13 protein-coding genes and 1 pseudogene are annotated in these 13,299 nt (G+C 73.6%); 9 read left to right on the top strand and 5 right to left on the bottom strand.

Going from position 1 to position 13,299, the window contains the following annotated elements:
• Positions 1 to 3 precede the first annotated feature (3 nt).
• Positions 4 to 1,563, bottom strand: a complete 1,560-nt coding sequence (locus ABZS80_RS13735) for a SpoIIE family protein phosphatase (protein WP_355056011.1) — start codon at positions 1,561 to 1,563, stop codon at positions 4 to 6.
• 350 nt (positions 1,564 to 1,913) lie between these two features.
• Between ABZS80_RS13735 and ABZS80_RS13730 the strand changes: the two genes are divergently transcribed.
• Complete coding sequence (locus tag ABZS80_RS13730; RefSeq protein WP_355056045.1) at positions 1,914 to 3,095, top strand: erythromycin esterase family protein; 1,182 nt, start codon at positions 1,914 to 1,916, stop codon at positions 3,093 to 3,095.
• Positions 3,096 to 3,107: 12 nt separating this feature from the next.
• Here ABZS80_RS13730 and ABZS80_RS13725 read toward each other — a convergent pair whose 3' ends face one another.
• Positions 3,108 to 4,193 (bottom strand): epoxide hydrolase family protein, encoded by a 1,086-nt coding sequence (locus ABZS80_RS13725; protein ID WP_355056010.1) that lies wholly within the window; start codon positions 4,191 to 4,193, stop codon positions 3,108 to 3,110.
• A 111-nt stretch (positions 4,194 to 4,304) separates the two neighbouring features.
• On the opposite strand from ABZS80_RS13725, the gene ABZS80_RS13720 reads away from it, so the two are divergent.
• The 5 genes from ABZS80_RS13720 to ABZS80_RS13700 all read left to right on the top strand — a co-directional run bounded on the left by ABZS80_RS13720 (position 4,305) and on the right by ABZS80_RS13700 (position 7,798).
• Entirely contained in the window at positions 4,305 to 4,784 is a 480-nt protein-coding gene (locus tag ABZS80_RS13720; RefSeq protein WP_355056009.1) for a MarR family transcriptional regulator, read from the top strand.
• Between the two features lie 43 nt (positions 4,785 to 4,827).
• Positions 4,828 to 5,325: a YetF domain-containing protein gene (locus ABZS80_RS13715; RefSeq protein WP_355056008.1), complete on the top strand. Its 498-nt coding sequence runs from the start codon at positions 4,828 to 4,830 to the stop codon at positions 5,323 to 5,325.
• 109 nt (positions 5,326 to 5,434) lie between these two features.
• The gene (locus ABZS80_RS13710; protein WP_355056007.1) at positions 5,435 to 5,575 is read left to right on the top strand and encodes a hypothetical protein; all 141 of its coding nucleotides are present in this window, start codon (positions 5,435 to 5,437) and stop codon (positions 5,573 to 5,575) included.
• Positions 5,576 to 5,825: 250 nt separating this feature from the next.
• On the top strand, positions 5,826 to 6,818 hold the full coding sequence (locus tag ABZS80_RS13705) for a GGDEF domain-containing protein (protein ID WP_355056006.1): 993 nt from the start codon (positions 5,826 to 5,828) through the stop codon (positions 6,816 to 6,818).
• 152 nt (positions 6,819 to 6,970) lie between these two features.
• The gene (locus ABZS80_RS13700) at positions 6,971 to 7,798 is read left to right on the top strand and encodes a DUF72 domain-containing protein (protein WP_355056044.1); all 828 of its coding nucleotides are present in this window, start codon (positions 6,971 to 6,973) and stop codon (positions 7,796 to 7,798) included.
• A gap of 16 nt (positions 7,799 to 7,814) precedes the next feature.
• Here the strand turns inward: ABZS80_RS13700 and ABZS80_RS13695 are convergent.
• Positions 7,815 to 8,081 (bottom strand): annotated as a pseudogene (locus tag ABZS80_RS13695) (ATP-binding protein); the annotation flags it as partial.
• Positions 8,082 to 8,471: 390 nt separating this feature from the next.
• Here ABZS80_RS13695 and ABZS80_RS13690 point away from each other — a divergent pair.
• On the top strand, positions 8,472 to 8,597 hold the full coding sequence (locus ABZS80_RS13690; protein WP_355056005.1) for a hypothetical protein: 126 nt from the start codon (positions 8,472 to 8,474) through the stop codon (positions 8,595 to 8,597).
• Positions 8,598 to 8,634: 37 nt separating this feature from the next.
• On the opposite strand, the gene ABZS80_RS13685 is transcribed toward ABZS80_RS13690, so the two are convergent.
• Entirely contained in the window at positions 8,635 to 9,330 is a 696-nt protein-coding gene (locus ABZS80_RS13685; protein ID WP_355056004.1) for a hypothetical protein, read from the bottom strand.
• Positions 9,331 to 9,484: 154 nt separating this feature from the next.
• On the opposite strand from ABZS80_RS13685, the gene ABZS80_RS13680 reads away from it, so the two are divergent.
• On the top strand, positions 9,485 to 11,557 hold the full coding sequence (locus ABZS80_RS13680) for a phosphocholine-specific phospholipase C (protein WP_355056003.1): 2,073 nt from the start codon (positions 9,485 to 9,487) through the stop codon (positions 11,555 to 11,557).
• 156 nt (positions 11,558 to 11,713) lie between these two features.
• The gene (locus tag ABZS80_RS13675; protein WP_355056002.1) at positions 11,714 to 12,469 is read left to right on the top strand and encodes an alpha/beta hydrolase; all 756 of its coding nucleotides are present in this window, start codon (positions 11,714 to 11,716) and stop codon (positions 12,467 to 12,469) included.
• Positions 12,470 to 12,483: 14 nt separating this feature from the next.
• Here ABZS80_RS13675 and ABZS80_RS13670 read toward each other — a convergent pair whose 3' ends face one another.
• Complete coding sequence (locus ABZS80_RS13670; RefSeq protein WP_355056001.1) at positions 12,484 to 13,293, bottom strand: methyltransferase domain-containing protein; 810 nt, start codon at positions 13,291 to 13,293, stop codon at positions 12,484 to 12,486.
• Positions 13,294 to 13,299: the final 6 nt, after the last annotated feature.

The following is a 13,299-nucleotide window of genomic DNA, read 5'->3' as shown; positions in this document are numbered from 1 at the left end:
CGGTCAGGGCAGCACGCGGACGGCCAGGGTGCAGGTGTCGTCGTCCGGGCTGGGCCGGTGCAGGGCGTCGCGCAGCCGGGCCAGGGATCCTGCCCCCGGCCGGCCGGAGAGCGCCGCCAGGGCCGAGCGCACCTCCGCCAACCGGTCCCCGGGGCTCCCGGCGCGGCGTTCCGTCAGCCCGTCGGTGTAGAGCAGCAGCACGTCGTCGCCGCGCAGCTCGGTGGTGACCACCGGGTAGCGGGCGGCGGGGTCGGCGCCCAGCAGCATCCCGGCGGGCCGGCCGAGGTCGCCGGTCGCCCCCGCGCGGGACAGCATCGGCAGCGGGTGCCCGGCCCGCGCCCAGGCCAGGCGCCGGGTCGCCGGGTCGAAGACGGCGAGCACCGCGGTGCCGGTGATCGCCAGTTGGCCGCAGAGCCGGTTCAGGTGCCCCAGCAGCACCGCCGGCTCGCGGATGCCGATCGACAGCCAGGCGACCAGCCCGAAACGCAGGTGCGCCATGCCGCTGGCCGCCTCCAGCCCGTGCCCGGCCACGTCGCCGACCGCCAGCACGACCGACCCGTCCGGCAGCGTCTCGGCGTGGTACCAGTCCCCACCGACCCGCAGGGCGCTCTCCGCCGGAAGGTAGCCGACCAGCACCTCCAGGCCGGCCAGGGCGACCGGCTCGCGGGGCACCGGTTGGATGAGGTTCTGGAGCTGCCCGGCGAGGCGGTGCTCGGCCAGCGCGGTGGTCTCCCGGGTCCGCAACTGGTCGTGGAGCTGCTCGATGGCGCTCCGGGAGTCCTCCCGCACGGTCACGTCCTGGACCACCGCGTAGACCTTCACCGGCGCGCCGCCCTCGTCGCGGGCCACGTCCGACAGGATCCGCAGGTGCTTGACGGTCCCGCCCGCGCGGAACCGCACCGTGACGTCGGAGGTCGCGCCGCTGTCCAGCGTCTGCCAGGCGGCCTCCCGCAGGCCCTGGTCGGCGGGAAGGAGCGCGGCGCCCTGGTCGGCCCGGGACATCGGCCCGAGCGCCGGGTCCCGCTCGAAGATGCGGTACATCCCCGGTGACCACTCGCTGCGACCGCTGACCAGGTCGTACTCCGCCCAGCCCAGGCTGCCCAGCAGCTCCGTGCGGGCCAGCCGGAGGCGGTGCTCGTCGAGCCGCTGCCACCAGACCAGCAGGCCGCCCAGCACCCGGTGCACGCTCACGTCGAAGGCCGAGTCGGCGACGACGCCCGCGCCGTGGCCGGCGTACCGGAAGTCGGGCAGGTGGGCGGGCTCCCCGGTGGCGAGCACCTGGTGGTACGCCTGCCACAGCGGGCCGGCGACCATGCCGGGATACAGCGTGCTGAGCGGTTGACCGACCCGCCCGGCGCCCCGGCCGTGGACGTCGCGCCCCTGCGCGCTGACGGCGGCCACCAGGAAGTCGGCCACCGCGCCGTCCGGCGCCCGCACCGGCAGCAGCCAGGTGCAGCCCGCCGGGATCGTCGCCAGCACCTGCCGGAGCGCCGCCACCACGGGATCGGCGGTCGACGGGGCCGCCGGCTCGGCGGGCGCGCGCGGCACGGCCTCGTCTGCCATGCCGGCAGCCTAGCCAGCTCCGGCGCCCCACGGTGGATCCCGAAACCGCCCGCTTCCGGGAGTGGGCCGCCGGTGCGTCAGTGGGCCGGGGACGGCCGCTCCGGTGGGCGGCCGCACCAGCAGGTAGGTCAGCGACCGCCAGCGGACGACCGGGTCGTCGGCGACGATGTCGCGGACCACACGAGTCACGACACCGGACAGGGCGAACACGAGCGCATGGCGCGAGTGGCAGCGGGTACGGAGCCGGGATGGGACGCTACGACGACGAGGTGGCCGCGCTGGCGACCCCGCTGACCGGCCCGGACAGCCTGGACGCGCTGCTGGACCGGGTCGGCGACGCCCGGGTGGTGATGCTCGGCGAGGCCACCCACGGCACGCACGAGTTCTACACCTGGCGGGCGGCCGTCACCCGCCGGCTCGTCGACGAGCAAGGCTTCTCGTTCGTCGCGGTGGAGGGCGACTGGCCCGACTGCGACCGGGTGGACCGCAGCGTCCGCTGCCGCCCCGAGGCGCCGGCCGACCCGCGCGCGGCCCTGGCGGCGTTCGAGCGGTGGCCGACCTGGATGTGGGCGAACGAGGAGGTCGCCGACTTCACCCGCTGGCTGCGGGACCGCAACGCGCGGGTGGGCGAGGCCGAGCGGGTCGGCTTCCACGGCCTGGACGTCTACTCGCTCTGGGAGTCGCTCCGGGAGATCCTCACCTGGCTGCGCGAGCACGACCCCGACCAGGTGCCGGCCGCGCTGGCCGCGTACCGCTGCTTCGAGCCGTACGACGAGGACCCCCAGCAGTACGCCCTCGCGACCCGCCTGGTCCCGCACCGCTGCGAGGAGGAGGTGGTCGCGCTGCTGGCCGGGCTGCGCGAGCGGGCGGCGGCCGGCGGGCCGGAGCATTTCGGCGCGTGGCAGAACGCCGAGGTGGCGGCCGGCGCCGAGCGCTACTACCGGGCGATGGTCCGGGGCGGACGGGAGTCGTGGAACGTCCGCGACCGGCACATGGACGACACCCTCGGCCGGCTCCTGGACCACTACGGCCCGGGCGCCCGGGCGGTGGTCTGGGCGCACAACACCCATGTCGGTGACGCCCGGGCCACCGACATGGCCGACGCGGGTGAGGTCAACATCGGCCAGCTGGCCCGGGAGCGGTACGGGCCGGAGCGGGTGGTGCTGGTCGGTTTCGGCACCCACTCCGGCACGGTCACCGCCGGGGCGGCCTGGGGCGCGCCCATGGAGACGATGACCGTCCCGCCGGCACGCCGCCACACGCTGGAGGACGCCCTGCACGCCGCCGCCCCGGACCGGGCGCTGCTGGTCTTCCCCCGCGACGGCCGGCCCGACCTGCTGACCCACGAGATCGACCACCGGGCCATCGGCGTGGTCTACCACCCGCAGCGGGAGAGCCAGGGCAACTACGTGCCCACCGTGCTCGGGGACCGCTACGACGCCTTCTGCTGGTTCGACACCTCCCAAGCGGTCCGGCCGCTGCCCACCCGGCCGGCGCCCGCCGAGGCCGAGACCTGGCCGTCCGGCGTCTGACCGGCGTTCGGGTCACCTGACGTGGGTGAGGAAGAAGTCCCGGACGTCCTCGGCGAGCAGGTCCGGCACCTCCATCGCGGCGAAGTGGCCGCCGTGGTCGAATTCCGACCAGTGCCTGATGTCGTACAGCCGCTCGGCCAGCGGTCGCACCGACCGGGTGATGTCGTGTGCGAACACCGCCACACCGACCGGCACCCGGCACGGCAGGGCCCGCCCCCGCGCCGCGTCGTGGTGCAGCCGGGCCGAGGAAGCCGCGGTGGCGGTCAGCCAGTACAGCGAGATGTCGGTGAGCATCCGGTCGTCGCTGACCGGTGAGCGGGGGTCCGTCCACTGCGCGAAGCGCTCGGCGATCCAGACCAACTGGCCGACCGGCGAGTCGGTCAACGCGTACCCGATGGTCTGTGGGGTGAGGGCCTGTAGCGCCTGGTAGGGCGGACGGTTCGCCATCAGCTGCCGGACCGTGTCCAGCCGGGCCTCGTCCGTTTCGGACAGTTCGATGTCGGCCTCCGGGTCCGGCCGGGTCGGCAGGTAGTTGACGTGCGCGCCGACGACCTGCTCGGGCGCCACCGCGCCGAGCGCCAGTGAGATGCCCGCGCCGAAGTCGCCGCCCTGGGCTCCGTAGCGCTCGTATCCGAGGCGGCGCATGAGTTCGGCCCAGGCCCGCGCGATCCGGAAGGCATCCCAGCCGCGCTCGTGGGTCGGCCCGGAGAAGCCGTAACCCGGGAGGGACGGCACCACCAGGTGGAAGTCGCGGGACAGCGGCTCGATCACGTCGAGGAACTCCAGGAACGAACCGGGCCAGCCGTGGGTGAGGATCAGCGCGAGCGCGTCCGGTTTCGACGACCGGACGTGGACGAAGTGGATGTTCTGGCCGTCGATCTCGGTGGTGAAGTGCGGTAGCTCGTTGAGCTCGGCCTCGTGCGCGCGCCAGTCGTAGCCGGTGCGCCAGTATTCGGCCAGTTCCTTGAGCCGGGCGAGCGGGAAGCCGTAGTCCCACCCGGCGTCGGCGACCTCGTTGGGCCAGCGGGTGCGCGCGAGCCGGTCGGTCAGGTCGTCGAGGTCGGCTTGGGGGATGTCGATGCGGAACGGCTTGATCATGTCTCGACTCCAGCGGATTCATTCGCCGCATGAATGTTTATACGGCTAACGTTCGGAGCCCGAACGTTAGCACAACCGTTAGTCGACCGAACGGTTCGTTACACTCCTCACATGCCGACCTCCGCCGAGAAGACGCCCGCCCGGTGGGAGAGCCTGCCCAGCTGGCTGCTCACCCAGACCGCCAACCACGCGCACCGCCTGGTGGCCGAGGCGTTCTCGTCCGTCGGCGCCCGCGGCTACCACTACCGCCTGCTGGCGACCCTGGAGGAGTTCGGCCCGGCCAGCCAGGCCGCACTGGGCCGCCGCAGCGGCATCCACCTCAGCGACATGGTCGCGGCCGTCAACGAACTCGCCGACCGCGAACTGGTCGAGCGCGCCCCGGACCCCTCCGACCGGCGGCGGAACATCATCTCGCTGACCGCCGCCGGCAAGCGGCAGCTGCGGCAACTGGAGAAGAAGCTGGCCGCGGGTCAGGACGAACTGCTGGCTCCGCTGTCACCCGAGGAGCGACAGCGGTTGACCGAGCTGCTGTCCAGGCTGCTGGACCACCACAACCGGCGAACCGGCACCCCGGACGAGCCCTGGCGCTGACCCGTGGCGGTGTAGCGGCGGATCCGCCGGGTAGGCGCACCGGGTGAGCGACTGGCAGAGGCTGCTGGTGCCCGACACGCCGCTGTGGGAGATCGCGGTGCGGGGCAGCGCGATCTATCTGGCGCTGTTCTTCCTCCTGCGGGTGCTCCTGAAGCGCGAGAGCGGCAGCACCGGCATGACCGACCTGCTGGTCATCGTGCTCATCGCCGACGCCGCCCAGAACGCCATGGCGGCCGACTACACCTCGATCACGGACGGCGTGGCGCTGGTCGCCGTGATCATCGGATGGGCGTACCTGCTCGACCTGCTGTCGTACCGCTTTCCCGCCGTGGCCCGGATCATCCAGCCGGGGTCCCTCGTGCTGGTGCGCGACGGGCGCATGCTGCGCCGCAACATGCGCCGCGAGCTGGTCACCGAGGACGAGCTGTACGCCCAGCTCCGGCAGCAGGGCGTCGAGGACCTCACCGACGTGAAGGAGGTCCGGATGGAGTCGCAGGGCCAGTTCAGCGTCATCACGCGCGACGGCGGCGGGCGCCGGTGAGGGCAGCGGCCGTTTGTCCCGGCCGGTCCGGGAAGCCGATGCCGGAGTGGCGCGCGGAGCCGCCCGAGCCAGCCCGCGGAGGGAGCTCGACAGGGGTGACCGCGATCGGTTGCACGAGCTGCGGCAGCAGGCCCACAACGCGGGCATCGAGGGAAACTCCAAGATATCCGAGGAGCAGTTGCGCGACGCGCTGCGGCGGGTCGGCAAGGGGGAACGCCCGCAGATGGCGAAGGAACACGCCAGGCGGTGACCAGCCGGGTCGGGCGCCGGCGCCTGCCGTCAGCCCAGCGTGACCAGGGCGCTCCCGTACGTAGTATGAACGGCTGGTTAACGACTCGTCTCTTGACTGTCGGTTGATGCAGGTCATTGAATTTCGACGTGGTGAGCTGCCTCATCCGAGTGGCGTCCACACCGGCGGTCGGCGCGATCCCGCCGGCTGAACGACGCCGTGCCCACAGGGACGCGGGCGACCGAGGGCCGGGGGCACGGTGGACGGCGGGATGAGAGAGCGCCGTCGCCGCACCCTGGTCAGCGCGGCCCTGCACGCCGTCTCCCACTCGGTCGCCGTCGTCTACTGCCTCCTGACGCTCGGCGCGCCGAACCGGGAGCTGATGCTCACGGCGTACGGCTGCGGCCTGGCCGCCGGTGTCGTCGGAACGTGGGCGGCCACCCGGGTGACCAGCAAGGCGTCCAGCTACCGCGTCTCGTTCACCCTCCTGATGATCACGCTGGTGATGGCGGCGCTCGGCGCCTACTGGGACGGCGGCGTGACGTCGCCGGCCGCGCTGGGGTTCGTGACCACGTCCGTGTTCGTCGCCGGCTACACACCGCACCTGCGGCTCATGGTAGGGCTGGAGGTGCTCACCGTCGGGTCGTACCTCGTCGTCGCCTTCGCCGGGCCGCCGGCCCCCGCCGGTCACGTGTTCATCTACCTGGCCGGCATGCTGGTCCTGGCCTCGGTCTGCTCGACGCAGACCCGGGCCCTCGCCCGGCAGCGGTCCCAGCTGCGCGCCCTGGCGTCCCTGGACCCGCTCACCGGCGCGCTGAACCGGCGCGGCCTGGCCGAGCTGGCCACGTTCCTGTTCCACGCCGGCTGCCGACCCGGCCCGTCGCTGCTCTGCCTCGACCTGGACGACTTCAAGCTGGTGAACGACCGCCTGGGGCACGCCGCCGGCGACGACCTGCTCCGCCGGGTGGTCGCGGCGACCCGGAACGTGCTGCGGGCCGAGGACGCCCTCGCCCGCATCGGCGGCGACGAGTTCGTGGTGGTGCTGTCCGACGCCGACCGGGAATCGGCGCGGGCCGCGGCGGCCCGGATCGAGGCGGCCGTGCGCGGGCTGGCCGGCGTCAGCGTCGGCTCGGCCACCGCCCCCTACGACGGTGACACCCTCGACCGGCTGCTGCACGTCGCCGACCAGCGGCTCTACCTGGTGAAGCAGCAACGCCGCCGGACGGCGGGGCGGCTACTCGCGGACGGCACCGGTCGCGGCTGAACGGATCCGGGCGCGCCGGCGCCCCTGCCCGGCGGCGGCCCGGTCGAATCCGCCGGGAGTGTCCGGCCCGGATACCGTTGCCGCGGCGCGGGTGGCGCGCCGGGCCGTCGAACGGTGGGAGGGACCGGATGCGCCTGCACGTCGGCTGCGCCATGTGGACGCACAAGGCCTGGCAGGGTCGCTACCTGGCGCACCCGCTGCCGGCCCACGAGCGGCTGCGCGCCTACGCCGAGTGGTGCACCGCGGTCGAGGGGAACACCACCTTCTACGCCACCCCGTCCCGGGAGACGGTCGCGTCCTGGGCCCGGCAGACCGATCCCGGTTTCCGCTTCGTGCCCAAGCTGCCGAAGGTCGTCACGCACGAGCGCCGGCTCACCGGCGCCGACGCGGAGCTGCGGGCCTTCCTCGACGCCGTCGAGCCCCTCGGCCCGCGGGCGCACACCCTCTGGGTGCAACTGCCGGGCTCGTTCGGCCCCGGCGACGTGCCCACGCTGGCCCGCTTCCTGCGCGGCCTGCCCACCACCCACCGGTACGCCGTCGAGGTCCGCCACCCCGCCTTCTTCACCGAGGCCGGCGCGGCACGCGCCCTGGAGGACACCCTCGCCCGGGTCGACGCCGAGTGGATCCCCTTCGACACCACCGCGTTCTTCCGCACCCCGCCGACCAGCGACGCCGAGCGCGAGGCGTGGCTGAAGAAGCCGCGCACCCCGCTGCGGACCCGGGCGCTGACCGACCGGCCGATCGTCCGCTACCTCGGCCGGGACGACCCGGCACGCACGGTCGAGGGCTGGCAGCCGTGGCTCGACGTGGTGACCGGCTGGCTGCGCGAGGGCCGCTCCCCGACCGTGTTCGTGCACACCCCGGACAACGCCGACGCGCCATACCTCGCCCGCCGCTTCCACGACCAGGTCCGGGCGCGCCTGCCCGAGGTCGCGCCGCTGCCCGAGCCCGCGCCGGTGGCCCCGTCGACGCTGTTCTGACCCGACCGCGCCCCGGTCACGCCGGCGTCAGCGGCAGCAGCACGACGAACCGCGTGTCGCCCGGCTCCGACCGCACCCGGATGTCCCCGTGATGCTTGTTGACGACGATCCGGTGGGAGATGTCCAGCCCGAGGCCCGTGCCCTCGCCGACGGGCTTCGTGGTGAAGAACGGCTCGAAGATGCGCGGCCGGATCTCCGGCGGGATGCCGCCGCCGGTGTCACCGATCTCCACGACCAGCCGGTCCTCCTTGCGGCCGGTCCGGATGGTCAGCGTGCCGGCGCCGTCGCTCGGGAGTGGAACGCCAAGCTCGAACCGAGGATGCACCTGCGTTCCCTGACGCCGTGCCAGCGCTGATCCCCGAACGGTGCCGCGTGCTGGCCCCTGGGTACGTGTCGTGCTCCGTATGGGGCGTGGAGCACAGCATTGCCGAAGCCGTACCGCAGTTCGCCGCCCTCGCGCAGGTCACCTAGTCCCCACGGGGGGTCACGGTGCCGCAACCGTGACTTCCTTTCCTGGGAGGTCAACGCCCCGCGTGGCCTCCCGCAGAGGTCCCCGGCCCGAAGCCCCACCCCTGAAACGGGCCGGGGCCTCTGCCCGTGACTCACGTGATGTCACCGACATTTCCCCGTTGGGGTTGCGGCAAGCCTTTGCGGGAAGCTCGCCTTCTACGTGGTGCCCGTCGACGTCCCCGAGCTGCCCGGGGTGACGATCGGCCTGTCCGCCGGCCGGCGCTCCCCCGCCGGGGAGCTGACCCTGGACGGGATCGTCGCCCGCGACGCCCGGGGCCGGAAGCTCTGAGCGCACTGGCGGTCGCCGCTCTCGGGTTCCGGCCGGGTCAGCAGTGCTCGCCGGTCTCCCAGTGCATCTTGCTGCCACCGAAGGGCACCACGCCCGGCTTCAGGGTCTGCGGGATGCTCGCGCCGCCGGACACCACGTACCAGGGCCCGCAGGTGTCCGGGGTGACCAGGCGCATGGTCCAGGTCGGCGACGACCGGTCCAGGTAGCGCACCTGGGACCGGTACAGCGTCGCGCCGCCGTCGGCGGTGCGGCGGTAGGTGGCCCAGAAGACCCGGATGCGCTCGCCCGGGCAGAGCTGGTCGGTCCACTCGCCGTCGGTCCGGGCCGCGACCTTCACCACGCCGTCGGTGAACACCTGGACCACGTCCACCACGCCGGCCCGGGTGCAGCTCGGCCGGGGGGTGCGGGTCGTCGCGCGGGGCCGCGGGGCGGCACCAGTGGTCGACCGGGCCGGCGCGGGCCGCCGCGTCGGCGTCGAGGCACGGGCGGGCGTGGCCGTCGGGCTCGCCGGGACCGGAACGGCGCTCGGGGTGGCGGTCTCGGTGCTCGGCGGCAGCGAGGTCGGCGCGGCGACGGCGCGGGCCGCCGGTCGCTCCGGAGCGGGCCCGGTCACGGCGACCACGGCGAACGCCACCGCGAGGGCCGCGGCGAGACCGGCCGCCGGCAGTAGCCAGCGCCGTCGGGGCCGGCTCGCCCCGGGTACGTCGGGGGTGGTGTCCTGCGGCTCGGACATGCGGGCTCCGGAGGGGGCGGAGGCGAGGACTCGCCAGGGTGCGTGGATCTTACGGCGTTGGCGCAACGCTCTCGTTCCGGACACGTGAGATCCATCTGGCGCCAATAGCGTGCCACCCGCCAATCGTTCGGCGTCAGTCAGGTGGTGCTCTGTCATGGCAAGTGTTGACCGTCGAAATTTCCTGAAGATGATGAGCGCTCCGGTGGCGGCGGCCGCCCTGCCGGTGGACTTCAGCAAGGCCCTCGCCATCCCGGCGAACAACCGGACCGGTTCGATCGAGGACGTCGAGCACGTCATCTTCCTCATGCAGGAGAACCGCTCCTTCGACCACTTCTTCGGCACCCTGCGCGGGGTCCGGGGCTTCGCGGACCCGCACCCGGTGACGCTGCCCTCCGGCCGGAGCGTCTGGCACCAGCCGAACGGCTCCGCCGACCTGCTGCCCTTCCGGCCCGAGGTGCCGGACCTCGGGCAGACCTTCCTGCCGGACCCGCCGCACGGGTGGGCCGACACCCACGGCGCCTGGAACGGCGGCCGGTACGACCGGTGGGTGCCCAACAAGGGCGTGGTCACCATGACCCACCACACCCGCGGCGACCTGCCGTACCACTTCGCGCTCGCCGACGCCTTCACCGTCTGCGACAACTACCACTGCTCGGTGCTGGCCTCGACCGACCCGAACCGCTACCACATGTGGACCGGCTGGGTCGGCAACGACGGCAAGGGCGGTGGCCCGGTCATCGACAACGCCGAGGCGGGCTACGACTGGTCGACCTACCCGGAGCGGCTGGAGCGCGCCGGAGTCTCCTGGAAGGTCTACCAGGACGTCGGCCTGGGCCTGACCGCCGAGGGCTACTGGGGCTGGACCGGGGACCCGTTCATCGGCAACTACGGGGACAACTCGCTGCTCTACTTCCACCAGTACCAGAACGCCCGGCCCGGCAACCCGCTGGCGGACCGGGCGAAGACCGGGACCGAGATCTCGAAGCAGGACCGCTCCCCCGAGGCGCTGCTGGCCGACTTCCGGCGGGACGTGGCGAACGGGACGCTGCCGCAGGTCTCCTGGATCGTCGCGCCGGAGGCCTACAGCGAGCACCCGAACTGGGGTCCCGACTACGGCGCCTGGTACATGTCGCAGGTCGTCGACATCCTGGCCAGCCACCCTGAGGTGTGGAGCAAGATGGCCCTGTTCATCACCTACGACGAGGAGGGCGGCTTCTTCGACCACCTGGTGCCGCCGACGCCGCCGCAGAGCCGCGCCGAGGGCCTGTCCACCGTGCCCACCACCAACGAGGTCTTCGCCGGTGACGCCCGGCGGGCGGCCGGCCCGTACGGCCTCGGCATCCGGGTGCCGATGATCGTCGTCTCGCCGTGGACCCGCGGCGGCTGGGTCAACTCGCAGGTGTTCGACCACACCTCGCTGATCCGCTTCCTGGAGACCCGGTTCGCCAAGGGCAGGGCCGGCCTGGTCGAGTCCAACATCACGCCCTGGCGCCGCGCGGTGGTCGGCGACCTGACCAGCGCGTTCGACTTCCAGACCCCGAACGCCTCGCCGCGGGTGAAGCTGCCCGACACCGCCGACCTCAAGCCGGTCGACCTCACCCGCCAGCCCGACGAGGTGCCGGTGCCGCCGGCCGAGGAGCGCCTGCCCCGCCAGGAGCGGGGGGTACGGCCCGCCCGGGCCCTCCCGTACACCCTGCACGTGGACGGACGGGCCGCCGGCACCTCGTTCCACCTCGACTTCCGCAACTCCGGCGGCGCCACCGGCGTCTTCGGGGTCCGCTCGGCCGACCCGGCCCAGCCGCCCCGCACCTACACGGTGGAGCCGGGCCGGCAGGTGAGCGACACCTGGGACGCCACCGCCGGGTACGACCTCGAGGTGCACGGCCCCAACGGCTTCTTCCGCCGCTTCACCGGCGGCGCGGGTGCCGGCGTCGACGTCCGGGCGCGGTACGACGAGCGCGACCACCACGTCGGCCTGACCCTGGTGAACCGGGGCGCGAAGCGGGTCGAGGTGACCGTCGCGGACCGCTACCAGTCGAAGCGCACCAGGCTGGCGCTCAAGCCGGGTGAGACGGCCTCGCCGTCATGGTCGCTGTCCCGGGCGCACGGCTGGTACGACCTCACCGTGACGGTCTCCGCCGACGCCGCGTTCGCGGTCCGGTACGCCGGTCACGTCGAGGACGGCAAGCCCAGCATCAGCGACCCGGCCATGGGCGGCCTCATCTGATCCTCGTCCGACCGCGAGGTGACCGTCCACCCCCGACCGGGGCGGGCGGTCACCTCGGGGCGCGGTTGGCGTCGCCTATCCGACGCCGGTGTTCCCCCGCCGCGGCCTCAGGCCGTTCACTGTCGCCACGCCGCACCAGTGGAAGGGGTCCCGCACATGACGATCAGCCACCGCACCGTGGGTCACGGAGCGCACCGGGTGCTGGCCCTGCACGGGTGGTTCGGCTCGGCGAAGGGCTGGGGCTGGCTGCCGGAGCTGATCGACGTCGAGCGCTTCACCTGGGCGTTCCCGGACTACCGGGGCTACGGCGCGCGCACCGACGTGGCCGGCGAGCACACCATGGCGGAGATCTCCCGCGACGCCCTGGCGCTGGTCGACTCCCTCGGCTGGGACAGCTTCTCCGTGGTCGGGCACTCCATGGGCGGCAGCGCCGCCCAGCGGGTCCTCGCCGACGCCCCCGGGCGGGTGAGCCACCTCGTCGGCATCAGCCCGGTCCCCGCGAGCGGCGTGCCGTTCGACCTCCAGGGCTGGACGCTGTTCGACGGGGCCGCCGCCGAGCCGGCCAACCGGCGCGCGATCATCGACCTGACCACCGGCAACCGGCTGTCCGGCCGCTGGCTCGACGAGATGGTCCGGTTCTCCCTCGCCCACTCCACGCCGGAGGCGTTCGGCGCGTACCTCACCGCGTGGGCGCGGACCGACTTCACCGACGAGGTGAAGGGCAACCCGGTGCCGGCGCTCGCCGTCGTCGGCGAGCACGACCCCGCGCTGGGCGCCGACACGATGCGCGAGACCTGGCTGCGCCACTACCCCAACGCCCGGCTCGAGGTGCTCGCCAACGCGGGCCACTACGCCATGTACGAGACCCCGGTGCGGCTGGCCACGGTCATCGAGGAGTTCCTCGGGCAGTAGCGGCGCGACGGCGCTCACCGCCCCGCCGGCCGCCGTCCCCGGGTCGACACGAACTGGTACGACATCACGGCGAATCCCGGGTCCCGCAGCAGCCGGCGGAACGCCTCCAGCTGACCGGGCGACAACCCGGCGTCGAGCAGCTCCGGCTCCAGTTGCCGGGAGTTCGTCCCGTACAGCGACGCCCCGAGGGAGCCGCCGGGCCAGCTCTGCGCGTGGACGACCGTGTCCACCTCTTCCAGCCCCGCCACCACCAGCTCGCCGTGCACGTCCTGCGCCCAGGCCAGGTCGGCGCCGTGGCTCTGGAGGATGTCGAGCATCGCGTCGGTCACCTGGGCGAACAGCTTCGCCGCGTCGTCGCTCGGCGCGGTCAGCACCCGCAGCGGCGCCGTGCAGTCGAACTCCTCGACCACCAGCCACCCGCCCGGGGCCAGCGCACCGGCCAGCGAGGCCAGCACGCGCCGCCGCTCCGGCAGGTGCAGCAGCACCAGCCGCGCGTGGATCAGGTCGAAGGCGTCGCCGGGCGGCGGCTCGGTGCGCACGTCGTGCCGGCGTACGTCGAGGTTGCCGGTGGCCGTGAGGTGCCCGGTGTCGAGGTCGGTGGCCAGCACCCGGCCGCCCCGGCCGACCGCCCGGGCCAGGCTCCGGGCGATCGAGCCGCCGCCGGCGCCGACCTCCCAGCACACGCCGCCGGGCGCGAGCACCGGCGGGGCGATCCGGCGCGCCGTGATCGGATCCAGGAAGGACTCCAGCGCCCGCATCTGGGGCACGGCGTCCGGAGCGCCGTTGTCGAAGGCGTAGTCGGTGTGATGGACGTGGGTCGGCATCGTTCC

This window comes from Micromonospora sp. NPDC005305 (assembly GCF_040607315.1).
Lineage (GTDB): Bacteria > Actinomycetota > Actinomycetes > Mycobacteriales > Micromonosporaceae > Micromonospora.
The sequence above is the reverse complement of the archived record's forward strand: the minus strand, read 5'-3'. Positions and strand labels throughout refer to the sequence as shown.

Coding starts and splice junctions, on each gene's coding strand:
- ABZS80_RS13670 (WP_355056001.1), bottom strand. CDS start 13,293: ATGCCGACCCACGTCCATCACACCGACTACGCCTTCGACAACGGCGCT.
- ABZS80_RS13680 (WP_355056003.1), top strand. CDS start 9,485: ATGGCAAGTGTTGACCGTCGAAATTTCCTGAAGATGATGAGCGCTCCG.
- ABZS80_RS13725 (WP_355056010.1), bottom strand. CDS start 4,193: ATGATCAAGCCGTTCCGCATCGACATCCCCCAAGCCGACCTCGACGAC.
- ABZS80_RS13705 (WP_355056006.1), top strand. CDS start 5,826: ATGAGAGAGCGCCGTCGCCGCACCCTGGTCAGCGCGGCCCTGCACGCC.
- ABZS80_RS13730 (WP_355056045.1), top strand. CDS start 1,914: ATGCTCGGCGAGGCCACCCACGGCACGCACGAGTTCTACACCTGGCGG.
- ABZS80_RS13735 (WP_355056011.1), bottom strand. CDS start 1,563: ATGGCAGACGAGGCCGTGCCGCGCGCGCCCGCCGAGCCGGCGGCCCCG.
- ABZS80_RS13675 (WP_355056002.1), top strand. CDS start 11,714: ATGACGATCAGCCACCGCACCGTGGGTCACGGAGCGCACCGGGTGCTG.
- ABZS80_RS13720 (WP_355056009.1), top strand. CDS start 4,305: ATGCCGACCTCCGCCGAGAAGACGCCCGCCCGGTGGGAGAGCCTGCCC.
- ABZS80_RS13700 (WP_355056044.1), top strand. CDS start 6,971: ATGTGGACGCACAAGGCCTGGCAGGGTCGCTACCTGGCGCACCCGCTG.
- ABZS80_RS13685 (WP_355056004.1), bottom strand. CDS start 9,330: ATGTCCGAGCCGCAGGACACCACCCCCGACGTACCCGGGGCGAGCCGG.